The organism is Natrinema gelatinilyticum, assembly GCF_024266705.1.
Classification (GTDB): domain Archaea; phylum Halobacteriota; class Halobacteria; order Halobacteriales; family Natrialbaceae; genus Natrinema; species Natrinema gelatinilyticum.
Window position 1 is genome coordinate 838897 of the sequence record NZ_CP100756.1, and the last position, 24690, is coordinate 863586.

At 61.8% G+C, this 24690-nt stretch carries 26 protein-coding genes, 1 tRNA gene and 2 pseudogenes; 8 read left to right on the top strand and 21 right to left on the bottom strand.

Going from position 1 to position 24690, the window contains the following annotated elements:
- The first annotated feature begins 76 nt into the window (after positions 1–76).
- Entirely contained in the window at positions 77–1120 is a 1044-nt protein-coding gene (locus NJU76_RS04070; RefSeq protein ID WP_254531507.1) for a pentapeptide repeat-containing protein, read from the top strand.
- A gap of 49 nt (positions 1121–1169) precedes the next feature.
- On the opposite strand, the gene NJU76_RS04075 is transcribed toward NJU76_RS04070, so the two are convergent.
- Positions 1170–1814 carry a dolichyl-phosphate hexose transferase gene (locus tag NJU76_RS04075; RefSeq protein WP_254532570.1) on the bottom strand — a complete coding sequence of 215 codons (645 nt, stop codon included), beginning with the start codon at positions 1812–1814 and terminating at the stop codon, positions 1170–1172.
- Positions 1815–2010: 196 nt separating this feature from the next.
- Between NJU76_RS04075 and NJU76_RS04080 the strand changes: the two genes are divergently transcribed.
- Positions 2011–2160, top strand: coding sequence for a hypothetical protein (locus tag NJU76_RS04080; RefSeq protein ID WP_254531508.1), 150 nt, complete (start codon positions 2011–2013; stop codon positions 2158–2160).
- Between the two features lie 28 nt (positions 2161–2188).
- On the opposite strand, the gene NJU76_RS04085 is transcribed toward NJU76_RS04080, so the two are convergent.
- The 4 genes from NJU76_RS04085 to NJU76_RS04100 form a co-directional block, all read right to left on the bottom strand.
- The gene (locus NJU76_RS04085) at positions 2189–2827 is read right to left on the bottom strand and encodes a hypothetical protein (protein ID WP_254531509.1); all 639 of its coding nucleotides are present in this window, start codon (positions 2825–2827) and stop codon (positions 2189–2191) included.
- Positions 2828–3064: 237 nt separating this feature from the next.
- Positions 3065–3418, bottom strand: coding sequence for a hypothetical protein (locus tag NJU76_RS04090; RefSeq protein WP_254531510.1), 354 nt, complete (start codon positions 3416–3418; stop codon positions 3065–3067).
- Between the two features lie 571 nt (positions 3419–3989).
- Positions 3990–5624, bottom strand: coding sequence for a GMC family oxidoreductase (locus NJU76_RS04095; protein WP_254531511.1), 1635 nt, complete (start codon positions 5622–5624; stop codon positions 3990–3992).
- Positions 5621–6142 carry a gluconate 2-dehydrogenase subunit 3 family protein gene (locus tag NJU76_RS04100; protein WP_254531512.1) on the bottom strand — a complete coding sequence of 174 codons (522 nt, stop codon included), beginning with the start codon at positions 6140–6142 and terminating at the stop codon, positions 5621–5623. The genes NJU76_RS04095 and NJU76_RS04100 overlap by 4 nt, the downstream gene beginning before the upstream one ends.
- Positions 6143–6326: 184 nt before the next feature.
- On the opposite strand from NJU76_RS04100, the gene NJU76_RS04105 reads away from it, so the two are divergent.
- Positions 6327–6563: an FIST N-terminal domain-containing protein gene (locus tag NJU76_RS04105; RefSeq protein WP_254531513.1), complete on the top strand. Its 237-nt coding sequence runs from the start codon at positions 6327–6329 to the stop codon at positions 6561–6563.
- Positions 6564–6584: 21 nt separating this feature from the next.
- Here the strand turns inward: NJU76_RS04105 and NJU76_RS04110 are convergent, their stop codons facing one another.
- Positions 6585–7415, bottom strand: coding sequence for an IS5 family transposase (locus tag NJU76_RS04110; protein ID WP_254531514.1), 831 nt, complete (start codon positions 7413–7415; stop codon positions 6585–6587).
- Positions 7416–7508: 93 nt separating this feature from the next.
- Between NJU76_RS04110 and NJU76_RS04115 the strand changes: the two genes are divergently transcribed.
- Positions 7509–8468: an FIST signal transduction protein gene (locus tag NJU76_RS04115; RefSeq protein WP_254531515.1), complete on the top strand. Its 960-nt coding sequence runs from the start codon at positions 7509–7511 to the stop codon at positions 8466–8468.
- Complete coding sequence (locus tag NJU76_RS04120) at positions 8465–9700, top strand: sensor histidine kinase (protein WP_254531516.1); 1236 nt, start codon at positions 8465–8467, stop codon at positions 9698–9700. Before NJU76_RS04115 ends, NJU76_RS04120 begins: the two co-directional genes overlap by 4 nt.
- 27 nt (positions 9701–9727) lie before the next feature.
- Here NJU76_RS04120 and NJU76_RS04125 read toward each other — a convergent pair.
- The 11 genes and pseudogenes from NJU76_RS04125 to NJU76_RS04175 form a co-directional block, all read right to left on the bottom strand.
- Positions 9728–10252: pseudogene (locus NJU76_RS04125) on the bottom strand (SOS response-associated peptidase); the annotation flags it as partial.
- Positions 10253–10841: 589 nt separating this feature from the next.
- Positions 10842–10923, bottom strand: a tRNA-Ser gene (locus tag NJU76_RS04130).
- 47 nt (positions 10924–10970) lie between these two features.
- On the bottom strand, positions 10971–11216 hold the full coding sequence (locus NJU76_RS04135; protein WP_254531517.1) for a DUF7981 family protein: 246 nt from the start codon (positions 11214–11216) through the stop codon (positions 10971–10973).
- Between the two features lie 16 nt (positions 11217–11232).
- Positions 11233–11613, bottom strand: coding sequence for a Rid family detoxifying hydrolase (locus tag NJU76_RS04140; RefSeq protein WP_254531518.1), 381 nt, complete (start codon positions 11611–11613; stop codon positions 11233–11235).
- 97 nt (positions 11614–11710) lie between these two features.
- Positions 11711–12766, bottom strand: coding sequence for a cytochrome d ubiquinol oxidase subunit II (locus NJU76_RS04145; RefSeq protein ID WP_254531519.1), 1056 nt, complete (start codon positions 12764–12766; stop codon positions 11711–11713).
- Positions 12759–14339, bottom strand: coding sequence for a cytochrome ubiquinol oxidase subunit I (locus NJU76_RS04150; RefSeq protein ID WP_254531520.1), 1581 nt, complete (start codon positions 14337–14339; stop codon positions 12759–12761). Before NJU76_RS04150 ends, NJU76_RS04145 begins: the two co-directional genes overlap by 8 nt.
- A gap of 169 nt (positions 14340–14508) precedes the next feature.
- Complete coding sequence (ilvA, locus tag NJU76_RS04155; protein WP_254531521.1) at positions 14509–15720, bottom strand: threonine ammonia-lyase; 1212 nt, start codon at positions 15718–15720, stop codon at positions 14509–14511.
- A gap of 792 nt (positions 15721–16512) precedes the next feature.
- Entirely contained in the window at positions 16513–17661 is a 1149-nt protein-coding gene (gene citZ, locus NJU76_RS04160; protein ID WP_254531522.1) for a citrate synthase, read from the bottom strand.
- A 355-nt stretch (positions 17662–18016) separates the two neighbouring features.
- Positions 18017–18370: a hypothetical protein gene (locus tag NJU76_RS04165; protein ID WP_254531523.1), complete on the bottom strand. Its 354-nt coding sequence runs from the start codon at positions 18368–18370 to the stop codon at positions 18017–18019.
- Between the two features lie 49 nt (positions 18371–18419).
- On the bottom strand, positions 18420–18794 hold the full coding sequence (locus NJU76_RS04170; protein WP_254531524.1) for a VOC family protein: 375 nt from the start codon (positions 18792–18794) through the stop codon (positions 18420–18422).
- A gap of 127 nt (positions 18795–18921) precedes the next feature.
- The gene (locus NJU76_RS04175; protein ID WP_254531525.1) at positions 18922–19569 is read right to left on the bottom strand and encodes a helix-turn-helix domain-containing protein; all 648 of its coding nucleotides are present in this window, start codon (positions 19567–19569) and stop codon (positions 18922–18924) included.
- 127 nt (positions 19570–19696) lie between these two features.
- Between NJU76_RS04175 and NJU76_RS04180 the strand changes: the two are divergent.
- Positions 19697–20223: pseudogene (locus NJU76_RS04180) on the top strand (RNA-guided endonuclease InsQ/TnpB family protein); the annotation flags it as partial.
- Between the two features lie 97 nt (positions 20224–20320).
- Here NJU76_RS04180 and NJU76_RS04185 read toward each other — a convergent pair.
- Positions 20321–20683, bottom strand: coding sequence for a cell division protein SepF (locus NJU76_RS04185; RefSeq protein ID WP_254531526.1), 363 nt, complete (start codon positions 20681–20683; stop codon positions 20321–20323).
- 502 nt (positions 20684–21185) lie between these two features.
- The gene (locus NJU76_RS04190; protein WP_254531527.1) at positions 21186–21665 is read right to left on the bottom strand and encodes an RNA-binding protein; all 480 of its coding nucleotides are present in this window, start codon (positions 21663–21665) and stop codon (positions 21186–21188) included.
- Between the two features lie 133 nt (positions 21666–21798).
- On the opposite strand from NJU76_RS04190, the gene NJU76_RS04195 reads away from it, so the two are divergent.
- Together NJU76_RS04195 and NJU76_RS04200 are read left to right on the top strand one after the other, a co-directional pair.
- Positions 21799–22089, top strand: a complete 291-nt coding sequence (locus NJU76_RS04195) for a DUF7562 family protein (protein WP_254531528.1) — start codon at positions 21799–21801, stop codon at positions 22087–22089.
- Between the two features lie 128 nt (positions 22090–22217).
- Positions 22218–23507 carry an RNB domain-containing ribonuclease gene (locus NJU76_RS04200; RefSeq protein WP_254531529.1) on the top strand — a complete coding sequence of 430 codons (1290 nt, stop codon included), beginning with the start codon at positions 22218–22220 and terminating at the stop codon, positions 23505–23507.
- Positions 23508–23562: 55 nt separating this feature from the next.
- Here the strand turns inward: NJU76_RS04200 and NJU76_RS04205 are convergent, their stop codons facing one another.
- A complete protein-coding gene (locus NJU76_RS04205) occupies positions 23563–24120 on the bottom strand; it encodes a GNAT family N-acetyltransferase (RefSeq protein WP_254531530.1) in 558 nt (185 codons plus the stop codon).
- Positions 24121–24181: 61 nt separating this feature from the next.
- Positions 24182–24571 (bottom strand): hypothetical protein, encoded by a 390-nt coding sequence (locus tag NJU76_RS04210; protein WP_254531531.1) that lies wholly within the window; start codon positions 24569–24571, stop codon positions 24182–24184.
- Positions 24572–24690: the final 119 nt, after the last annotated feature.

The following is a 24690-nucleotide window of genomic DNA, read 5'->3' on the forward strand; positions in this document are numbered from 1 at the left end:
GGTAGCCGGTCGAGGGTCGGGCGACGGACATATTTCAGGCAATAGCGTTAGAGGCCGTCCGCTCCCAGCATACTGTATGACTACCGAGCGGTGCGGCCACGTGACGAACAGCAGTGGGGTCGACGACGCCGGTGCCGTCTGTTGCTGGCGACCGACGTGGGAACACGGTGACCGGTGTCTCTGGCACACCGAGACCGTCGTGCCGACGGCGGCCTACGAGCAGCACGTACTCGCACCGGGAGAGCGCCTCGACGGGGCGAACTTCGAGGGTGCGCGGTTAAACGGAACCTCGTTCCTCGCGGGACAGTCGCTCGTCGAGGCGGATTTCTCCAACGCAGTCATAGACGACGCCGACCTCTCCGAGACGGATCTTCGGCGCGCCACGTTTCGGGACGTCGACGCCCACCGCGTGTCGTTTCGGGACGCAAACCTGCACGACACCGTGTTCGTCTTCGCCGACCTCCGCGGTGCAGATTTCCGGGGCGCACGGCTCTACCGCGCTGGCCTAACCGACGTGCGGATCAACCTCGAGACCTCGTTCAGCGAGCGCGCGGTCTACGAGGCCGAGATCGACCGAGAACCGACGAGCGACAGCGCTGCGGAACGTGCCGAATCCGCAAAGTGGGTGTATTCGGAACTCCAGCGGCTCTACAGGGAGAATGCGTTCCCGAAGCAGGCGAACGCGTTTTACCTCCGAGAGATGGACTTTCGCCGCCGCGAGGCCTGGCGGACGGGAAACTACAGGCGCGCGATTCGGCTGGCGGGATCACGCTGGATCATGCGCTATGGGACGAGTCCGTGGCGCGTTATCGCGACCTCGGTACTCCTGATTCTCGTCTGCGCGGCGCTGTACCCCCTGACCGGCGGCATCCAGGAGGTCGGGACCGAGACCGCCGTGACGTACGAGATCGATGACCCCACCGAGACGCCGAGTCGCGTCCTGGGGCGGGCGTATCTAAAGAGCCTCTACTTCAGCGTGATCACCTTCGCGACGCTCGGCTACGGCGATATACAACCGGTGGCGGGGATGGCTCGCGCCATCGCCGCGGCTGAAACCCTGCTCGGGTCGCTACTGATGGCGCTGCTGGTCTTCGTCCTGACCCAGAGCGTCCGATACTGACTGTCCTCGAACGATGCGATAAAAATACTGATCCGACGTGCTCCGCCTCTCAGAAGCGTTCCTCGAGACAGACCGTGACGATCGACTTCGCGATTTCGGCACCCCCCTGCAGTGGGTCGAGTTTGGTCTCGCCGGTTCGTTCGCGGTACTCGATCGGGTGTTCGCGGACGTCGTAGCCTCTCATTAGCGGACGGATCAGGAGTTCCGCCGAGAGGCCAGTGTTTTCCGTCCACTGGATCGACTCGACGACCTCACGGCGGTAGGCGCGCATTCCGGTCGTCGTGTCGTGGACGCGAGTGCCCATCAGCACGCTCGCGAGAGCGGCGAAGGCGTGGTTCCCGAAGCGATTGAACGCCGGCATCGCATCGGCGCCGTGATAGAGCCGGTCGCCGCTGACGACATCGTACCCCTCGTTGATCAACTCGAGGAACTCCGGGAGTTGCTCCATCGGATAGGTGTCGTCGCAGTCGGTAGTGACGACGATCGGTCTGTCCGGCTCTACGATTGCGGCGCGAACGGCGACGCCGTACCCCTGGGGGCGTTGTTCGACGACAGTCGCACCGTACTCGCGAGCGATTTCGGGGGTCCGGTCCGAGGAGCCGTCGACGCAGACGACTTCGGCCTTTCCGTCGGTGACGTCCTCAATGTCGGAGAGAACGGTTCCGATCGCGTCCTCCTCGTTGTAGGTTCCCATGACGACGCTGACGTCCTCGAACGTGTACTTCGCGTCGTACTCGTCGTGCTCGTCGTACTCGTCGGTTCTGCTGGTCGCCTCGGTTTGCTCCCCGCTACTCATTGGTGGGAGTCGCCGCCCGCCGTACTTATGCGTTTAGGTTTGCCTAAAATAGTGTCTGCAGCGTTTCACTACCGCTCTCGGGCGTCGATCGGTGGTGGAATACAGAGCGGTTTCGCGGACGGTTTCGAGCGATTCCCCACCAGTTTCCGGAGGCGCGACGACGGACGTCTCCCTCGGCCGCGACGAGCACAGCACCAGGTACGAACACCAGTGGAAGGAGACCGACCCCGTCACCATCGACTAGAGGATGTAGACAGCAGCGGACGCGGGGTTCAGTAGACGAAGTTCCACGGCGGCGTCAACGTAATCGACTCGATCTCTTCACGAGTAATATCCTTCTCGAGTCCGTTTTCACTCACCAACCGCAATACCGCCCTTCGATCATCTTGAATCGTTTCGGCGCTCGCCGCGAAGTACTCCGAGCGTCTGTCGTCCCCGGATACTTCGATACATAACTCTGCGCCCTCATCGTCGCTGGTCCACTGATGATCGACGTACGTCTCCCAGCACTCGCTACAGACGTCGTCGAACTGGTCCTCCAGATTCCCGGTGAACGAATCCGGTTCGAACGGTAAGGAATGGTGCAACACAGTTCGACAAACCGGCTCGGCTCGAACGACCGCGTCGTCCTGATCCCTGTCGAATAGAACCAGGCAGCCATTAACACACGCGATGGAATCGCCGTCGAAATCAGCAACTGGTTGGTCGAGTCCGTTCAGGCAATGTCCACACGTGATGTCCTCCTCTGTCACGTCCTCGTGTAACTCGAAGTGCGCCCCTTCGATCGGTAATCGTACCGCATCACAGAGGCTCGACCAACCGAATCCGGTGTCTGGAGGCACGTGGTTATCGTAGAACACGTGTATGAGACCGTCGTCAGTCCGCCAGCAATAGGGAATCGGATGATACATATTTATACGTCTCCCCTGAAATAATAAAATACTTTAGATACGTAGTCATTTCGAAACACAGTGATGGTCTGTCGCTAGCGCTCGCCGCAGCTCCGTTACCGAGACTCACCGACCGCGTACGTCGGACGTTTTCGCGTTCTTATATTTCTATTAGATTAATTCGCTATTACATAATTATTTGATAGGAATTAAGTAGAAAGTTACTGACCCGCTGGATGAGCCTCTCGGCCGTTCGAGTCAGTCTCTTACCTCCAGTTGTAACGTATCCGACTGACAGAGTTCGACGATTCGGTTTGCCATCTTTTTCGTTTGTGCTCGATGTGATCCCAGGTTGAACTGAAGGAGTCCGTCACCGCCACCACCGGAGAGAATCGTAATTCGTGACGTCGTTCCATCCGTCGTGTCAAATATTACCGTAGCCTGTTGATCCGAATTATTTCTAAGGTAGTATCGTTCGACCGCAATCACATCAAACCCGTCGCCATCGTACCGTTCCACACTTCCTTTTCGCTCTTGTTTCAATTCGTCGTAGAGGACTCCTGGTAGTTCGTGTACCGCCGACCCCGTGACGTTCAACTCTCTTTTGTCCATCTATACGATTATATCGAGTTAGTAATAAATACAGTTATCGGTCAGTGTACTTTTTCATACTATATTTTGCGTTTGTGATCGCTATACCGATCGTACCACGTTTCGCCTGCGGCACGTCGCTCAAGCGACTGCCTGGGTACACCCCACCGTCACCACATGATCAGCGCAGGCACCAGCTCTATCGGCACCGAGACCGACGAGCGACAAAAGATCGCTGCTCGATCCAGATCCCGACCGCGGCCGAGCCATCGCCATCACGTTTCGCTTCTACTCGAGAGACATCGGGCGGTTCGCCTTGCCCTGTGGCGGCGTCGGCAGACGACAGCCACAGGGCAACGGCGACGACTAGCCGAATCATCTATTACCCGTCATAGTCCCAGCGGGGTGGTTACCAATATTCCAAGAGAGATCGATACGGGACATAGTAGGCGGCTTCGTCGAATCACGGTGAGAGCCACTCGTCGTCAGTTTGTTCCTCGATCCTCCCGGCTTCGATCACGGCCAGAAGGTCGAGTACTGTACGGAAGGGGACGAATGCTCCTTCACCAGCCGAGATCGTTCGATCGAACTGTCACACCGTATCAACGATGTGATCGGCGGCCTTCAGCGCAAGCGCCGCGATCGTCAGCGTCGGGTTCATCGCGCCGCCGGTGGGGAAGACGCTGCTCGAGGCGATCCAGCAGTTCTCGAGGTCGTGGGTTCGGAGGGTGGGATCGACGACACTCTCGGTAGGATCGGTTCCCATTCGAGTCGTCCCCATGTGGTGGAACGTGGGAAACGTGTTTTCGGGGCCGATCTGGCCGGTGATCTCCGCGCCGAGTTCCGAGAGGATCTCCCGCTGGATCTCGTTCACCCGTTCGATCGTCCGGAGGGCCCGATCGCCCACGGTCCAGTTGATGTGGGGGACGGGATTGCCACGGTCGTCGGTGCGGTCGGGATCGAGACTGACGTAACTGTCCTCTCGGGGGAGTTGCTCGACCAGCGCGCCGATCCCTACATGGGTGCCGTAGTCGCTTCGAAGCCGCTCGAGCAGGTCGTCGCCCCAGTCGTCGCCGGTCAGCGCCATCCCGACCGGCGAAGGACCGGCGACGTTGAAGAACTCGAGTTTGAACGGCGCGTACTCGTCGTCGGCGTCGTCGTAGAACTGGTGGGACTCACTGGTGAGAAAGCCGACGTGGTTCTGCCGAGTTGGTTCGTCGAGGACGCCGTTCACGCCGGCGAAGAGGTGATCCATAAAATACTTTCCGACGAGACCGCTCGAATTCGCGAGTCCGTCGGGATAGCGACCCGACTCGGAGAGCAAGAGCAGACGGGGCGTCTCGACGCCGCCGCAGGCGATAACGAAGGCGTCGGCCTCCTGTCGATGCCGTTCGCCGTCGGGGGTCGCGTAGACGGCCGCCGTGATCGAGTCGGCGTCGTGCTCGAGGCGCTGGACCGGTGCGCGGTCGATCACCGTTGCGCCCGTCTCCTCGGCGCGCTCGACGTGGACGGTCGCGTCGTACTTCGCCCCGGAGGGGCAGACCGGCCGGCAGGTGCCGTACCCGACGCAGGCTCCTCGACCGTCGTAGCGTTCCGAGTTACGTGCGTTCGGAACGGAGTGCATCGCGATCTCGAGGTCGTCGCAGGCCTCGGCGAACAGGCCGTCGCTGTAAGACGGTGGAAACGGCGCCAGCGGATGGGGCTCCGCTCGCGGCGGCGCGAAGGGGTTGTCCTGAGCACCGGCGACGCCCAACTCTCGCTCCGCGGCCGCGTAGTAAGGGCGCAGATCCTGGTACTCGATGGGCCAATCGGTGCCCGCTCCGCGCGTGCTTCGGGAGTTGAAATCGTCCTCGTGGAGTCGCATCACCATGCCCTGCCAGTGGAGCGTCGACCCGCCCACGCCCTTGACGCGGGCCAGATTGAGCGGGTAGGACCACTCGTCTGACGTCGAGTAGGCGTCGCGTTCGGGATCACCGTCCCAGACGTCCTGTGGCCCGTAAAACGGCCGGATCGCCCGCTCCTGTCTGGCGAGCCTGTCTCCCCGATCGAACCGCGGCCCGGCTTCCAGGATCACGACTTCGCGGCCGGCCTCGGCAAGTCGATCCGCGACGATACCACCCGCAGGACCCGCCCCGATCACGCAGACGTCGGCGCCGACGACCGGCAAGCGATCCGCCTCGTCGTCGGCAATCCCCGCCGATGCAGCGGGTGGGTGGCTGCCGCTCACGCGTCCGGCCCCCGCTGGTAGGTCTCGAGGCCGCCCGCGTGGCCCCGGGGGTTCTCGAGGCCGACCAGTTCGCCGCCCGTCGGCGAGGCGTAGAGCGCGAGCAGGAGTTCGTTGACGACGTAGTACCGAACTCGCTCGGAGGGCGTTCCCTCGGGATCTTCGTCGGCGGTGTCCGCGCCCACGTTCCGCAGCACCTGCTCGCGGTCGGCGACCGACAGCGCAGCGAATCGATCCTGATACCACACCCTGGCGTTGTCGTCCAGTTCCGCGACCGCCGCCTCCATTCTCATCGCGTGCGTTCGGTCCTCGAGTCGGGCCTCGAGAAACGTTTCGACGAACGTCGCCGTCCCTGAGACCTCGTCCGGGTACACGACCGCGGCGGCCGCAACTTGCCCCTCTTGAACCCGCTCGACGTCGATCGCCGAATCGGCGCCGGGCGGCGCAACACAGCCGGACAACGACCCGCCGACACCGAGCGCCGCCAGTGCGGCGATCGCGTCTCGTCTAGACAGCTCCATAGGGTCGGATTAGGCAAACCTAAAACTTATACCCACTGGAACGAGACTCGCCCCTGCCGATTTCGCCGGACCTGAGACCGCGAGTGGGTTGTACCACGGGACGGACCGACCCTCGTGGACGCAGAATTGGTATCGGAAATACTGTGATTTATTACCGCGCGCCTTCTTTTCTCCCCGAGACGTCATGGAAACGGTCGTTGCCACCGGTCACACGACCGAGAGTGACAGCGTTCGCGCTGGCCGGAGCGCTGCGGCGCGCGCGCTCGCCGATCTGCCGTCCGATCGAGTCGACTTCTGTCACCTGTTTTGTTCGCCCGAGTACGAGTACGATGGAGTCATCGAGGGCGTACGCACCGCCATCGGTTCCGAAGCGGCGTTACTCGGTTGCTCTGCGGCGGGGGAGTTTACAGGGCTGTGTTGAATCGCCATACGGCGGTGGAATTCATTGTTTCACAGCACGCTTGATGTTATAGACGACACACATCAGTGCGATTTCTCGGAACTCACGGAACCAGGAACGCGCTCGCACGGCGAAGCCGAGCGAGCGCTTGACTGCCGAGTTCACGGTTTCCGTCATAGAGCGCTGATTGTAGCGTTGTTCGTCGATTCTGGCGTTGTGCGCGTGGTCGTACGGAGCGAAGATACGATGCTTGATCAGCGGTCTGATGCCGAGTTCACGGAGTGCTTCGCGGAGCGATTGCTTGTCGTAGCCCTTATCGGCGGCCAGAGATCGCAGATCGCCCGCCGAAACGCGGGCGATCTGCTCGGCGAGATCTGCGTCACTGCCTTCTCGGGTAGTCGAACAGTGAACGTCGAGGACGGCTTGAGACTTTGTATCGACGAGTTTCGTAACTTTGAGCTTCTGGACGCGGTAGCTTATTCGCTGACAGTAATGACGGCTCGCGGCTGATCGCTCGTAGAATGTGGCGTCAATAGCGCCGTGTTTTGAGGGATCGTGCAGCTGCGCCGACTGGCGCAGTAGCACTCGACAGACGCTCATACTGATCCGATCGAACGCTTTACACAACGTGGATGGGCAGGGGAGATCGGCCGCGCTGAGGCCGATCTCCCCGGTTATTTGTGGCATCTCCTTGAGCAGGTCAATCGTCATCCGGTAGGACGCATCGAGGTAAATCCGCAGACAGTGCAGTGAAACGAGAGCATAGTCGGCGAATCCGCCGCCTCCTTCCGGGGCGGCGGATTCGTCTCTATCGCCAGTAACGTTTTGAGCAACCGGCACAACTTCCCGAATGAAGCGGGAGATTTGCGTCATGGACACTCGCAGCCTCCCGCTTCAACTCCTTTGGTTTACCGACCTATCCCGACGCCGCCTAGTGATTCAACACAGCCGTTTACGGGGACCGACGTGGCCACCGAAAGCGTCGTCGTCGGGCTCGTCACCAGCGACTCGCTTCGCTTCTTTACCGGTCTCGGTACGGGACTCCGTACCAGCGTTCCGAACGCTGTTCGCGAAGCGGTCGCTGATCTTCCGACAACCGTCAGCGGCTATCCGTATCTTTCTGCGATCAGCCTCCACGACGGGCTCAGCGGGGTCGGCGAACAGCTCGCGCTAGTCGCCCAGCAGAAACTCGGCCCCAGGGTGAGCGTCGTCGGCGGCGCGGCCTCTGACCGGTACGAGCAAGATGCCACACACGTTTTCAGAAACGACACCATCGCCGCCGACGCCATCGGAATCGCCCTCGTCGCCTCGCGTGACCGCCTCCCGATCGCGGTCGGCCACGGCCACCAGCCGATTTCGGAGCCGGTCACGGTGACGGCGGCCGACGGCTGCGTCGTCTCCGAACTCGACGGACGGCCGGCCTACGATGTCTGGGAATCGACTGTCAGAGAGTGCGTCAGGGCGGAATTCGGCGTCGAGATTGACACCGTCCCACCGACTGGGACGCAGATGCTCAAAATCATGGGGGCCTTCGAATTCGGCGTCGACCAAGGCGGAACGTACAAGATCAGATGGCCGAGGGTCGAGGCCGACGACGGAACGCTTCGCTTCGCCGTCGAGATCCCGGAGGGGACGGTACTTCGAGTAATGTACGGCAGCCCCGAATCCCAGATCGAGTCGGCACGCGACACCATCCGCCAAGCGATGGCCGAGACCGACGCTGCGATCGCCGGGGCGTTCGTCTACGATTGTGCGTGTCGAGAAATCATCCTCGAGGACCGGTTCCCGGAAGCGGTCACCGCGATGCGCGAAGAACTCGGTTCACCCCTCTGTGGGTACGAAACCTACGGAGAAATGTGTCTGCAGATGGGACAACTCAGCGGCTTTCACAACACCTCGAGCGTCGTCATGCTCCTTCCGAAATGAAAACGGATCACGAGCAACTCGTCTCGAAGTTCAGCCAGACGGTCGGTGTCGAGAAGGCCGAAGCCCTCGTCGCGGCGAGCGCAGAGATTATCGGCCTCGAACGTAAAGAGTGCTACACGCCTCACGAACTCGAGGACCTCTGTTCCGTAATCGCAGACCGGTACGAAGGGTACATCGCCATCGTTGCCCAGGAGATTCGCGTCCACCAGCAGGCCCAGCAGCGATTCGAGGCGTTGCTCGAGCGAATCTCGGATCCGGTCGTCGTCGTCGAGTTCGAAGGCGACGAGCCGATCGTCACGTGGCTCAATCCGGCGTTTCAGGAGACGTTTGGCTACGGATCGGGAGCCATCGGAACGGCGCTTTCCGAACTCATCGTCCCCGGAGACGACGCCACGGGGGGAATCGATCACTGGCTGCGGTCGTCCGAGAACGGACAGGAACTCCGGCGAAAAACGGCAGCCGGTGACCTTCGAACGTTCATTTTCCGACCCGTGACCGTCACCAGAGAGGGCGGCCGCGTCGAGGGGGACGGCATCTACGTCGATATCACGGAGCGCAAACGCCGAGAACGGATGCTCGAGAACCAGACCGAGCAACTCGAACAGTTCGCGAGCGTCGTCAGTCACGACCTTCGAAACCCGCTGAACGTCGCACAGGGACATCTCATTCTCGCCCGAGAACACGCCGAGTCGTCGCGCGTTCGCGACTCCTTAGACAGCATCGAAGAGTCACACGACCGCATGAGTTCGCTCATAGACACCCTCCTGACGCTCGCTCGCAACGGCCAGCGCGTCGAGGACCCGAGTCCCGCGTCATTCGCGAAGGCCGTGACCGCCGCCTGGTCTCACGTCGACACCCGCGATGCGACACTCCGGACCGAGGCGCTTGAGGGAGTCGCGATCGCGGCTGACGAAAGTCGCCTCGTCCAACTGCTCGAGAATCTCGTGCGCAACTCCGTCGAACATGGATCCTCGTCGCCCACCGTTCGTATTGGCCTCCTCCGGGAAAGTACCGACCCTGTCGGCTTCTACGTCGAAGATGACGGACCCGGTATTCCGGACGACGCTCGCGAGCGGATCTTCACGCACGGCTTTTCGACGCAGGACGCCGGGACCGGGTTCGGCCTGACTATCGTCCAGACTATCGCGGACGCACACGGCTGGACCGTCACGCTCGCGGACACCGACGGTGGCGCCCGGTTCGAAGTGTCCGCCATCGAGTTTCGAGCCTAACTCGGCTCGCGGACCGACCGCGACCGACATCGGCTCGAGAAGCGGAGGGACGTCATTCGATGGGGCGTTCACCACTGTCGAAACCGGACAGGCACACATCCCATCGGCCGGATACGACTCGAGCAGCGCCTGCGGATCGTCGGCCGAGAGCCACTGCTGCGCGTCGTCGGGATCGAGGATCACCGCCATTCCGTGGTGTACGTCCGAGACGACCTCGTTCGGCTCCGACGTAAGTATCGTGAACGTCTCGAGCGGTTCCGCCTCGGATCCGGTTTCCACGGCGGCCCCAAAGGCGTCGAGTCCTGTCTGGATCGCATCCGGTTCTCAGCGTTCCCAGCGGCCCGCCATCGCGAAAACGTGGTCGTACTCGAAGGCAACGCGGGAGGATCGGGTTCCGTTCTCGGTTTCGACCCATTCGTAGCAGCCGTTGGCGGGAACCAGGCATCTGCGCCGGGCGCAGGCATCACAGGAACTCGGTTTCTCGTCGACGGACTCCGCTCGAGTGGTAATCGATCCGCCGATATCGTCGTCGGCTCACGACGGCACCAACCCCTACTCGAGGCGTCGAATCGTACCTCGAGATCGTTCTACTCGACGACGAGCGTGTATCGGCCGCACACGCTTCTACTGACGGTCCAGAGAGGCACATAGCCTGTCCGCCCGTCGTCGCCCGAGTCGGAGCGGGACAGAATTCGGGACCGACGAACCGTCGATCGCTCGATAGTCAGTATGAGGTTCTTACTCCGGGCGCCCCGTCGAGTATGCCCCCCGTTACCATATTCGATCCCAATGCACTCGTTGTCGGGGTCATCATGGAAGACCGATACGAAATGGTGGTGTGTCAGAGCGGCAATCTCCGACTCAGAGATCCGGATGACCCCAATTGCTGGATCGCGACCGACTCTCCTGTGGAGATCGAGCAGTAATACAGCGCCTCTTTCGCGTACCCTACCTTCCGTCCGTGTCCGCCCGATTATTGAACCGACGTGGAACGCTGTGTCCGTCCAACTATTGAACCGGCACGAGATAACCAGCGCTCGCTGGGAGCCGTTGCGACCCCTGATTATGTGGGACGATGGAGACGCCTCGATCGTGTGGTAATAACGAGGAGACGTGCTACTCGGAGGGGTAGCAACAGAAGCGCCAGGACAGGGATTTGAACCCTGAATCCCGAAAGGGAACACGCTTTCCAGGCGTGCGCCTTGCCGTTCGGCCATCCTGGCCCACGTGATCCTTACCCCGTCCGTCGTTTAACTGTTACGAGACGCGGTCACTCCCCGCGACGCCGTCTCGCCCACGCGGCGAGTCGCGACTCGAGCAGATACGACCCGACCATGGTAGCGAACCCGACCAGCGTGGCGAGAGCCAGCCCCTGTGTGATCGTGACGACCGGCACCCAGACGAGCGCGGCACCCTGAACGAGGACGAGAACCGAGAGGAAACCGATCGCTCCCCACAGGGCGGCGGATTTCGTGTGTGGGTCGATCCCCATCTTCCCGGCCGGATGCCCGCTCACGCGTCACTCACCGCCGTCACTCGAGGCTCGCGACGGCTTCGATCTCGACGCCGACGCCCTTCGGGAGGGCGGCGACCTCGACGGCGCTGCGAGCCGGCGGTTCGTCGTCGAAGTACGCGGCGTAGGTCTCGTTCATCGCGTCGAAGTCGTCGATATCCTCGAGGAAGACGGTCACCTTGAGAATATCCGCGGCCGTCGCGTCCGCCTCGTCGAGGACGGCGTCGAGATTGTAGAGGGCCTGCTCGGTCTGTGCCTCGATGGACTCGTCGGCGAGTACCTCACCGTCGGCCGTCATCGGAATCTGTCCGGCCGTGAACAGCAGCGAGCCGTTCCCTGCCGCCTGGCTGTAGGCACCGACCGCTGCGGGTGCGTCGTCGGTCTCGATGATCCGTTTCATACCCGGATGGTGTGGCCGGCTGCGCTTAAAGCCTCGAGATCCGCGAACGACGGCGGGGAGAATCGGGCGCTGGTCGAGCGCCGGAGATCGGCAGGTCTCAGTATCCCTCGGCGTGGACGGGACCAGAAAACGTCGAATAGAGAACCCCGAAATAGACGCAGACGAGCGGTACGAGGAGTGCGGCGGACAGGGTCAATAGCCGGAGCGCAAGCGGAGAAATCGCGGCCTCGGCAGCCGTCAGCCCGGTCGCCGGGTCGAGCGTCGGGTACATGAGCACGGCGACGAGCGCGACGAGCGCGTAGGTGAGGCTACCGGCGGCGAAAAACGCGACCAGGTCCCGCTCCCGGCGGAGAGCGACCGCGTAACCAGCGCCTAACGCAACGGTGGCGACGACGAGCGACAGGGGGAGTGCCTCGAGCAGGGCGTTTCGGACCGCGAGACGAGTGGCCAATACGAGGAGAGTCACGGCGGTCAGCAAGAGATAGGCTCCGAGGGCGCGAACACCCCACGATCGGGCGTCCGTCGCGAGGGTCCCGTCGGTTTTGAGCGCGAGGAACGCACCGCCAGTGACGACGGTGAGCGCGACGACACCGAGGCCGACCAGGAGGGTTTCCGGTGCCTCGGTGACCGTCGTCCCGAGCAGCCAGTTGCCGACGAAGGTGCCGAGCAAGAACGGAGTGGCGACGCTGCCGGCGACGAACGCTCGACCCCACCACCGCTGCCAGCGCTCGTCGTCGCGCTGTTCGTAGAACTCGGGGGCGAGACCACGACAGATGAGCGCCCCCAGGACCCCGAACAGCAATAGATAGTGGCGGCTGAATAGGGTGGCGTAGATGGGCGGAAACGCTGCGAACAGGCCCCCGCCGAAGACGACGAGCCACACCTCGTTGCCGTCCCAGAACGGGCCGATCGCGGCGAGGATTCGCTCGCGCTCGGCCTCCTCAGTTCGAGTCGCGAACACCGCGCCAGCCCCGAAATCGAATCCGTCGAGAAAGAGGAACGTACCGAGGAAGGCGAAGACGACGACGACCCACAGCGTCGGTAGGTCGACGTGAGACGTGAACGCAGTCGGTGCGATCCCGAAGGCCGTGGTTGGTACACCGTCGACAACCGAGACGAACGCCGCTTGAGCGACGGGGACAACGTCAGTCATCACCGGACACCTCCGCGGTCGCCGTTTCGTCGTCCGGTCTCGAGCCGCGACGCTGCGCTCCGTCCGACGCGGATTCGTCGGCGGATTCGATCTCGGGTGGTCCCGCTCGGAAGAGTCGGCGGACGACGTAGCCGTAGCCGACGAGTAATCCCGTATAGACGATGCCGAAACCGACCAGCGTGAGCGTCGCCTCGATTCCGGTGAGGCCGGGTGAGACGCCCGATTCGGTTCTGAGTAGTCCCTGGACGACCCACGGCTGACGACCGACCTCGGTGACGATCCAGCCGGTCTCGACGGCGACGAAGCCGAGCGGTGTGGAGGCCATCAGCGCGAGGTGGAGTCGGCGGTTCGTGAAGAGGTCGCCGTGTCGCCATCGGTAGGCACCCCATACCGCGAGCGCGGCGAACCAGAAGCCGAGCAACACCATGGCGCGGAACGACCAGAAGACGATTGCGACCGGCGGCGATCCCTCGAACTCGTCGAGACCCTGGACCGCGTACGACGGATCGCCGCCGCTCGCCAGGATCGACGCGAGCGCGGGGATGTCGATCGTCCAGAGGTTCTCCGCACGAGGATCGGTAAAGGCGCTCGGATCGGTCGGAATCGCGACGAGATGGAGCGCTGCTGGCGCGTCCGTCTCGTACTGTGCCTCCATCGCAGCGAACTTCTGTGGCTGTGTCTCTGCGACGTGACGGGCGTAGGAGTCGCCGTGGACGACCTGAAATGGCGCGGTCACGAGCAGGACGACGAGGGCAACCTTCAACGACGTTCGCCAGAAGCGCTCGTCGTCGGTGCCGGTACTCGCGCCGCCAGTCGGCGACTCGCCTGCGGCCGTGCTCGGATCCGTTTCGCCCACGGTCACGCTCGAGTCGGGGATCAGGTCGGTTTCATCGCGGCGCTCGCGCTGACGGCCGCCGTTCGCACCGAGACCGCCGCTCGAGCGGGAGACGAAATACGCCGCGGTCCCAGCCACGAACAGCGCGACCGAGAGGACGGCCGCAGATTGCATGTGGACGAACATCCACGGGAACCGTGGGTTGAGGTAGGCTGCGACGGGATCCACGAGGGTCACGACCGGTTGGCCGTTTCGTCGAGCGAGTTCGTAGCCGCGAGGGGTCTGCATCCACGAGTTTGCGATCAGGATCCAGACAGCCGAGAGCCACGTCCCGAGTCCGACGGCGACGGCCGATACCATGTAGAGAACGTCGTCGACCCGTTCGCGGCCGAAGACGAAGATTCCGAGGAAGGTTGCTTCGAGGAAGAACGCCATCATACCCTCGACGGCCAGTGGCCCGCCGAAGAGTTCGCCGGCGAAGGTCGCGAAGGCCGCAAAATTCGTCCCGAACTCGAACTCGAGGACGAGCCCCGTTACGGTGCCGACGACGAAACTGACAGCGAAAATCCGTGTCCAGAATCGACGCTGGCGCTCCCAGAGCGGGTCCGACGATCGGATCGATTTCCACGTAAAATAGACGAGGAACGGAGCGAGGCCCATGCTCATCACGGGGAACACGATGTGAACGATGGTCGTCAGCGCGAACTGAAGTCGACTGGCGAGGGCTGGATCTACCATGGAAGTATCCGGGCGTATACCCGGTCGGAGATACTGACCCGACGTTTGATGGGTCCTCGTCGATTCTCGAGTGCTGGGAACTGCGTCCGGCTTTGAGGACGTCGCGTTTCGAACGGCAAGAAGATGGTGATCGGACGAGATCAGGAAACCGACAACGGAGCCGATCTCTTCAGGCGAGGACGTCGACCGTGTACCCCGCCTTTCGAAGATCCGAAAGGAAGGCATCGACGTGGTCGGGACCGCGCATCTCGAGTTCGATCTCGACTTCGGTGTCGCTCATTTCGACCTCGCGCGAGGTGCGGTCGTGGTGGATCGCGTAAATGTTCGCCCGGTGGGCGGTGACGATTTCGAGTAAGTCTTCGAGCGCACCCGGCCGGTCTTTGAGTACGGTTCTGATCTTCAGATAGCGACCCGTTTCGACCAGCCCGCGGATGATGACGTTGGTCAGCATATTGAGATCGATATTTCCGCCGCACAGCGCGGGAACGATGACCTCGTCTGCCTCGTATTCGAATTTCTCGAAGAGGACGGCGGCGAGGGGAACCGCACCCGCGCCCTCGACGAGCGTCTTCGAACGCTCGAGCAAGTAGACTAACGCGACCGCGGTTTCGGGGTCCGAGACGGTGATCACTTCGTCCACGTACTTCCGGATATACGGGAACGTCTGCTCGCCGATACTGCGGGTCGCGATACCGTCCGCGATCGTATCGACCTCCTCGATCGAGACGCGTTCATCGGCCTCGAGCGAGTCGGCAGCGCTCGAGGCGCCCTCGGCCTGGACGCCGATCACTCGCGTGTCCGGTCGTTGCTCCTTGATTGCGGTCGCGATCCCGCTGATGAGCCCGCCGCCACCGATGGGGACGACGACCGTCTCGACATCGGGGCAATCATCCAGGATCTCGAGGCCGATCGTTCCCTGACCAGCCATTACGTACTCGTCGTCGAAGGCGTGGACGTAAGTCCGACCTTCCTCGCGCTCGATTTCGTGTGCGTGCTCGGCGGCCGCGTCGTAATCACGACCCGCGAGGACGACGTCGGCGCCGTAACTCTCGGTCGCCTTGACCTTCGAAATCGGCGCATATTCGGGCATGACGATCTTCGAATCGACGCCCGCCCGCGTGGCCGCGAGCGCGACGCCCTGGGCGTGGTTGCCTGCGCTCGCGGTCACGACGCCCGCGGCCTTTTGCTCCTCGGACAGCGTCGCGATTCGGTTCGTCGCACCGCGAATCTTGAACGCCCCCGTGCGCTGGAAGTTCTCCAGTTTCAGGCGGATATCGGCCCCGGTCATCGTCGAGTACGTGTGCGAGTACTCGAGCGGCGTCCGTCGAGAGGTTTCACGTACCCGCTCGCGAGCCTCGAGAATATCTGCGAGTTCGAGCATACGCCCGTCTACTCGGCGGACGGTGTAAGGGTTACTGTCGAGGCTGGAAAAGCCGTTGGCTCGGTGTGTTGTTGAATCACTGTCGGGGTCGGAGAGCCGAGCGAATGGCCCTACCGATGACCCCCAACAGGGAAGTGCTGCCAACTGTGGGCAGCACGACAGGGAATACAGGGAATGCACGGCGTGTGTCGTGCGAATAAAGAAGGGAACCCATAGCATATAAATCTCATGCACCTGCGGCGAAAGTGAAAACGAAAGACTGTGACGCGCCAATCCTCATGTCAGACGCAGGAATAGACGAATGACATTCGCAAATGATTGCAAAAATATTTTTTATTGAAACAAGCGTTCGATCTTGGTTTCGTTATCACCCTCTCGTAATTCATATAACCACAGTATCATGTATGGTGTAGTGGTCAAGCGTTTGCCACTTCGGGTCGTACATCGTCCGCTCTACCATAGCTGAGCCGAATCGGAGAACTATTCACGGCGCGTCCATTGATCGTCGTGCCGTATCGTGAAGAATGTCAGCCTCTCAATGATATCGTCGCACGACGTGAGCGGTATGGGACAGAAGGAATAACACTCGTCGCCGTCACGAGAGGCAGCTGGCGCCGACCCACTCGCCGTTTCTGATGGGGTTTTCACAGCCGTCTCCGGACCACCGGCTCGAGTAACCGGACGGGTACCTCGAACAGTCGGATGCATTTCTGGCAAGTGGAGAGACGAAACGGTCGGCCTGAATCGCGACGTAACCGGACGATTCCGTCGAGAGAGAAATCGGGGTACCTATTATCGGTCACCGAGCGGAACGAATTCCTGATCCTGCGGGCCAGTATATCGGGCGCGCGGGCGGATGAGACGGTTGTCTTGCTGGTATTCGAGGACGTGAGCGATCCAACCGCCGACGCGGCTCATCGCGAAGATCGGGGTGTACATGTCGATCGGGATGCCGAGCTGGTAGTAGACCGACCCCGAATAGAAGTCGACGTTCGGCGCGATCCCCTTCTCGGTGAGCCCTTTCTCTTCGGAGAGGTACTGCTCGATAGTGGTCGTGTAATCGTACCACTTGCTCTCGCCGGCTTTGGCGAGTTCTTCGCTGCGTTCCTGGAGAATCTTCGCGCGTGGGTCCTTGACGTTGTAGACGCGGTGACCGAAGCCGGGAATGCGCCGTCCCTCCTCGGTGGCTTGCTCGACCCACTCGCGGTGGTCGAGATTGCTTTCGTCGATCTCGATTAGAACTTCCATGACGTCCTGATTCGCGCCGCCGTGGAGCGGACCTGAAAGGGCGCTGATGCCGCCCGTGACCGCGCTGTAAATGTCCGCCATCGTCGATCCGATGACCATCGAGGTAAACGTCGAGGCGTTCAGACCGTGGTCCGCGTGTAGAATCAACGCCTGATCGAACGTCTCAGCCGCGATATTGTCCGGTTCCTCACCGGACAGCATGTAGAGGAAATTCGCCGCAAGTCCCAGTTCGGGGTGGGGAGCGACCGGGTCTTCGCCGAGGCGGTAGCGCTCGAATGCGGCCAGTGCCGTCGGGATCTTGGCCGTGATCCGGCGCCCCTTCCGAAGCGTCGCCTTGAGGTCCTCGGGATCGGCGTCGTCTTCGGGCTCGTAGGCGGAAAACATAGACACTGCAGTTCGCAGGGCAGCCATCGGCTGTTCGTCGGCGACCGCAAGTTTCTCCATCATCTCGAGGACATCGTCGTCGACCTCGCGTTCGTTCATGAGCGCGTCCGAAAACGGCTCGAGCTCATCGGTGGATGGGAGATGACCGTTCCAGAGCAAGTAGAGGACTTCTTCGTAGCTCGCGTTGCGAGCGAGCTCCTCGATCGTGTATCCGCGATAGATCAGGCGGCCGGCGTCGCCGTCGATCGAACTAAGTTTCGATTCGGCAACTAACACACCCTCGAGCCCTTTCTTGAGGTCGTCAGACATACTCAGGGATTTCGGACCGCAATGGAAAAGTATTATCGTTTGCCCGATGACGGTTGTCAGTCCGCCGGATGTGTATTTTTCGCCGGTTCGACTCGACTTCGGGTGCGGGAGAGCGGACCTGGTTCGAACGAACACGCTGTCAGTCGCTCCCCGAACGACCACCGTGGCCGCCTGTGCAACTGTTCGTCCAGCTATCGAATCGTTTCGGTCGCGTAGAAGAAAGGCGACCGGCGCATCCTCGAAGAACGGGATCGAGCCGGTCTCGATGGTACCGGCGCGCCGGGCCCGCTCAGGGCTGGCTGGGTCGGTTAGCGTCGGTAACCGATTCGGTCGGGTTCGACTGCCCGAACGTCATCTAAACGCCGTAGAGGACGATGACGAGTGCAAGCGCTCCGAGTTGTACGATCCGGTCGGGGTGAACCATCGCGACGATACCGGCCGCGAAAAACACGGTCCTGAGACCGATCGTGGATCCCCGATCGAACGGGAATCGATAGTTGATGCCGTGGATGATTGCGATCGGCCCCCGGAGCGCGATGACACCGGCGGGCAACGTGCACGTACCTGCGGCGCCCTTGTCACTCCGTCCGCGTTCGGCTACCTCGCCGACACGGTCGGCTACCAAACCTCCTGGTTCTTCCTCGCCGCAGTCGTCGTGGCGGTAGGCCTCCTCGTGCAGGTCGTCCGAATGCCGCCGTCCGTTGCACAATCCCCCCCTCCGAGACCTGATCGAGCCGGCGCGTCCGCGGCGGCCATTCTCACTCGAGTCGTTCGACCAGTTCGACGTCGTATCCGTCGGGATCCTCGACGAATGCGACGCGACAATCGATATCGGCCATCGTCGTCGGGTCCATCCGTACCGGCGGATCCACTCGCTCGACGAGCCGTTCGAGCGCGTCGTCTGTGCTGTCGACCGTCACCGCGACGTGTGCCATCGTTCCCGAGTCGATCGCCGGACCGCCGTCAGGATCGTACTTGAACTGAAATTCGGCATTGTCGCCGCCGAGGTAGACGTTTTCGACGCCGTCGTCCCCCGTAAACGACCAGTTCTCGCGCAGCCCGAGGGCGTCGACGTAAAAGGCACGCGTTCGATCGATGTCCGAGACCCACAGCGCCGTGTGGCTGACGTCCATGTGTACATCGAGCCGTCGCAGGACAAAGTGTTACTGCCGACGCACCGCGGAGACGGGACCAACTGTGCGATTCGACGTGGGGCTCACCGAGTGGGACCCCTCGAGCCCACTGCCGACGTCGACCGGATCACTCCTCGAGGATTTCGTCCATAAGTTTCGTCTGGGCGGCCGCCAGATGCTCAGTGAAAGTCGATCGAGCGACGCCGAGTGTCTCGGCCACGTCCGTCGCGTTCGCTCCCTTGGGATAGTCGAAGTAGCCCATCTCGTGGGCGACCTCGAGGATTTCTCGCTGTCTGGCCGTGAGCCGGTCGCGATCGACGATGACCGGATCGGCCGACCTATCCTCGTGATCCTGTGAGAGTTGTTCGACAATCACTCCGTCGAAGGTCGCCCGTAGCTCGTCGACGATTTCCGCGACTTCCGTGAGCTCGATAGTCCGAAACGAAACGAGCAGCGCACCGTCTTGTGCGCGCACCGACGAGACGGGCGTTCCCGTTCCCTCGACGACTTCGCAGGCGCAGTCGGCGCCGCCGTCGCGCTCGAATCGATAGATTACCTCACTGTCGTTGGACTGGACCGGCGTCAATTCGACGTCCGTACCGGTGTCGACCGAGGCGTCAGCAGCCACGCCGAACTCCTCGACGACCGTCCCGTCTGCCGTTTTTTGGGACGATCTCGAGACCGAATCGACTGGCTCGTCGGCGCGTGCCGAGACGTCGGCAACCGGACATTCCGCGGGATCGGCGATAACGACCGTTGCACGAAACCCCGTCATGGAATCGAGTCGGACCGCGAACGAGATAACCAACTCTAGAATTCCCGCGGGATGAAAATTCCGTGACCCGACCGAACCTCAAGAGTCGCGCGTGATACACGGCAAAATCGTAACTCACGAGGCGTGGTCGACTCGGCGAACGCACTTCTTACACATACTTCCGAAACCGATCGTTGGGGAATGTGTACTCCGTGACGTCGGCACGATCCGTCGGCGATCTCTCCGGTATCCGCGACGGTAAGAACGGTGATGCGAAAGACTGGGGCTCGAGAGGCAACCAGTCACTCCACCGTTGGGCGTTCGACCGGTTCATCACCATGCTCGAGTACAAGAGCGAAGAACGTGGAATCGCCGTCGAGACGGTCGACGAACGCAACACATCGAAAACGTGTGCGTGTTGCGGCCGCAAGGACGGAAACCAATGCGTCGAACGCGGCTTGTACGTCTGTGAGGGTGTGGCACCGTCGCCAACGCCGACGTCAACGGAGCCGAGAACATTCGACGCAAACTCGAGGACGCGAAAGTACCTCCGAGTCTGACGGACAATACGTCCGCGGATAGGGTACCGGCTGGATGGCACAGCTAGCAGTCCACCTGTTCGATCGCGAGAGCGGCCGGTTCACACCGAGAGAACGGGTCGTCGACTGCTACCCATACTATCCCAACGCTGAGCAAATCGGAGATTTTCGAGGTACGCGAATCTTCGATTCGCTTGACTCGGGAAACCCCGGCGTGAACGCCGGGGAGGATGTCATAGCTGTTGTCCCAGTTTTTCCCTGCTGATTCGGATCCCGGTCGGCGTGATGATTATTTGATCGTCACCCTTGCGGACGATATCGCCGTTCACTTCCTGGGCGACCTGTCGCAGTTCGTCGATGATGTACTCGACCGTGCTGTCGTTGGTCCGCAGGCGCGTGATGTCCGCGATGACGATGTCGCCGTCGTAGACTGCGTCTTTGATGTCGATCGCGTCGGCCTGACTGCCGATCTCCGCGATGTGTACTTGCATCGTCGCCTCTGCTGACTCCGCCGAGACGTCCTCGAGATTCAGTTCGGCGTAATCCTCGACGGTCCGCGATTGATTCCCGCCGAGAATTTTGCTCATGAGTCCCATTGGCGGTATTCACCGCCGCCGCCAGTATAGTTCTTACGTCAGACAAAGTCCGGTCAGTGAAACTATCCGCGAATTCGACGGTTCCCATTGCGACCGCAGGGTGTCCGGTCGACATGAAATTTCCGGACGGAACACCCTCGAACGCGCTCACTCAGTCGCCTGACGACCTAGCGGTCACGTCGGGTGAGTCGAGACGAAACGGCTCGTCTCGCCACTCGATCTCGAGTCGGTGACGCGGGAGGGACGGAGCCAGCGTCCGCGCCGAAAGCAGGCCGCGGAAACGGCCGTCGTTTCGATCGTGGTCGTTCCATGATACCAGCCACCACGAAATAGATTCGTCGGATAAATCACTCGCAAATACTAGTATTGCTACCACAACCCGGATGTGAAGGAGCAATTATCGGTCGTTCACAATGGATTTTTGCAGCCAGCCGTACGAACCGCGGTAACCGAGATCGTGTGACATTGCGACGAATCTCCGAAGCCGTTCACCGCGGACGGACTAGCCGGTAAACTCGAAGAGTTCGTCGCCGACGTAGTGTACCGAATCGACGACCTTTCCCTCGTCGCCGACCATATCTGTCCCGTCGACGCGAGCGCGACCGACTGCGAGTATTTTCCCGTGGGACTCCTCCGCGATCACGACAAGGTCATCCGGCGAGATATCGTCCGTCGCCTCGGTGATTCCTGGCCGCATGACGTCCGCGCCGTCGCTGACGAACGAGACGGCACCGGCATCAACGGTCACCAGCCGCTTCTCGGGCTCGTAAGCGTTTGCGCCGCGAACCGTCAGAAACGGTTCCTCGTCGAAGAACGCGACCTGAGGCTCCCCATCGATGAGGATGACTTCGCGGTCGGCCTCCTCGAACTCGACGCGCTCGTAGACGTCACCCTCGGGCGCGACGCCCAGTTTGTCCTCGAGTTCCGCCTCGAGGTCGGAGACGGCATCGCTACGGAGGTGGTGTCGAGATTTGACCTGCATATCCGGGCAAACGACCGGTCTGGAGTTAAAAGGCCCGTTCCCAAAAGCGGACAATCCGACGACCGATTCGACCGCCGTCAGGACGGGAAACGACGTGCCAATTGCTAAGTGGCCTCACACCGTCCGAGCGAGTATGTGGCCCTCTCGGAACCGCACGGAGACGGTGATCTGTCTCGCCTGTGGCACCGAGCGCCCGCGCGACGAGACCCGCGAGTACGACAAGTACGGCGACCGTTGGGATCGCGAGGACAAGACGTTCGAATACCTCTGTAAGTCCTGTCACCGCGAGCTCTGTCACCATCCGCGCGACGACCTGGAGGAGCTACTGATCGATCTCGAGGCCGGCAACGGAAGCCGTGATGCGTTTCTCGCGAGCTATCTCGCTTCGGTCGAGGAACGATACGGCCCGCTCGAGGAACGATAGCCGGCGTCCGAGCGTCGGCTCGATCGAAAAGGACCCACGGGGCGAGCGGACGTCACGTCGGTTGTCACGCGGTACCTGTCGAGGGCCATCCCGACACGACTTTCACCCTCACGTCCGTAGACGGCTGTATGAGCGACGACGCACAGGCCGATGCCGGCACGGCCGAAGGGCAGGGTCCCGTGGAGATCAGTGAGGACCTCGCGCGCCACCTCGAGAACAAGCGCGAGGAGTTGTTCGAGAAACACGGCATTCGCGACGAGTTCCCGTCAGACGTCCTCGAGGAGGCCGAATCTCGAACGGAGGACGTTCAGGCCGAGATCAGCGACGAAATCGTCGAGCGACGTGATCTGCGCGACCTGACGACGTGGACGACGGACCCGATCGACGCCCAGGACTTCGACGACGCGCTCTCGATCGAAGAGCGAGAGGACGAATACGTCCTCTGGGTTCACATCGCGGACGTGACCCACTACGTCAATCCCGAAACGTCGATGTGGGACGAAGCCGTCGAGCGGGGGAACACAGTTTACCTTCCCGGCTACACGATTCACATGCTGCCGCCGGTACTCGCCGAGACTGTCTGTTCGCTGGTTCCCAACGAGGAGCGCCTGGCCCACACCGTCGAGATGCACCTCGACAAAGAACACCTGAGCTACGAGACGATCGACATCTACAAGTCCGTCATCGAGTCCGACGAGCGACTCACCTACTCACAGGCCGAAACCCGACTCGAGGAACCGGACGCGCCGCTCCACGAGGAGAACAACCTGGTCTACGAACTCGCGGATCAGATGCACGAACAGCGCAAAGCGGACGGGTCGCTCGTCCTGAACCCGAGTCGCGACCGTGCCCACACCATCATCGAGGAGTGCATGCTGAAAGCCAACAAGGCAGTCACGCACGAACTCATGTGGAATCGGGGCGTCGAGGCCATGTACCGGGTCCACCCCCAACCGAGCCCGGACGAGTGGTCCAACGCGCTCCAGGAGATACAGGATCTCGACGGCGTCTCGATTCCCGGCAGTACTTGGGACGACCCACGAAAAGCCGTCAACGCGACGCTCGAGGAGGCCCCCGGCCGCCAGCTAGATAAGATCCAGTGGGCCGTGATGAAGGTGATGCCCCGGGCGAAATACATGAATGACCCGTTCGGCGGCCACCACGCGTTGAACTTCGAGATCTACGGCCACTTCACGAGCCCCATCAGACGGCTTTCGGACCTGATCAACCACTGGATCGTCTACCAGAACGACGTGCCGGAGAACCTCGTCGAACTCTGTGACCGCGCCAGCGACAAACAAAAAGACGCCGAACAGTGCGAGCGCGAGTACAAGACCTTCCTCCAGGAGGTCGGACTCGATCCCATGGCGGTCAACAACCGCGGGATAGAAGTCGTCGAGGAGAGCGAGGCCGAGTGAACGTTGTGAGCGAGGCCGGGAAACGGCGAGCGCAATACGACCCGCTACCGAAACGTTACGCGACCGAATCCGGCAACTGTTTCTCGTAGACGTGTTCTTCGAGCCCCGGGCCCAGATCGGATGGTCGGGTTTCAACGCGGTCGAAACCGCGGGATTCGTAGAACGAAATTCCGATCTCGTTTCTCGCCAGAACGGCCAGTCGGAGCCGATCGAACTGCCCCGACAGGTTCGTTTCGAGACGCTCGAGCAACGCGGTCCCGAAGCCATCGTTCCAGTGGTCGGGCCGGACGTAGAGGCGCGCGAGAAACGCCACTGACGTATCCTCTGGCCAGGGGACGGCGTGGATGTAGCCGCTGAGAGGATCCTCGACCCTCGATTCGCTCGTTTCGTCGTCCGCTGACGGTGCTTCGGCCACGAGGAAGACGGCGTTTTCGCGTCCGTTCGTTCCGGTGATCGCCGACTCGAGGTCCCCGATCGAGTACCAGTCGGAGACGACGTCATCGACCCTCTCGGGTCCGAGGATATCGTCGTAGGCAGCGTGCCAGCTCCTGCGGGCGACCTCGTGGATGGCCCAGACATCGTCGACCGTAGCCTGCCGGACGGGGCGAGTCACGGTGGGGCGTAAGACGGCTGCCGCCAAAAAGCGGTACCCGACAGCCACCGCATCGATACGGTCACAACGCGATGAATCGACGGCCGTTCGTCGTGTGACCCAGTCGCAAGGAAAGACGCGAACTCGGTTGGATGGTTTCGTCAGCAGTAGGACTCCGTCCGCCACGGAACAGTTCGTCGGCGGGCGGAGTCGCACGTTTTCGAGGGAGCAGCATCTGTGCGGTTCCCCCGCGGTTCCCGGTGCGCGTTATCTCCAGTCCGACCGCCGCGTCCGCTCGAGGCATCGAACACCAGTATCTCACGTCGATGCGGTAGTCGACGAGGGCGTTGCTCTCGGTGTCGAACGCGACGTGCGTGCCAGCCCGTGCGTGCCAGCCTAAACACGCGCGTCGGAACAGCCATCGGTCTGGGTCAAGCCCAGGGGCACTCAGCCTGCTCCGCCGGTAGATCACCACACTGAACCCTGGAAGGCGAGTTTACACAGCGACGCGCCCGGCAGCGATGGAGCGACGCGCCCGGCAGCGATGGAGCGACGCGCCCGGCAGCGATGGAGATTGCACTCGCGCACGCG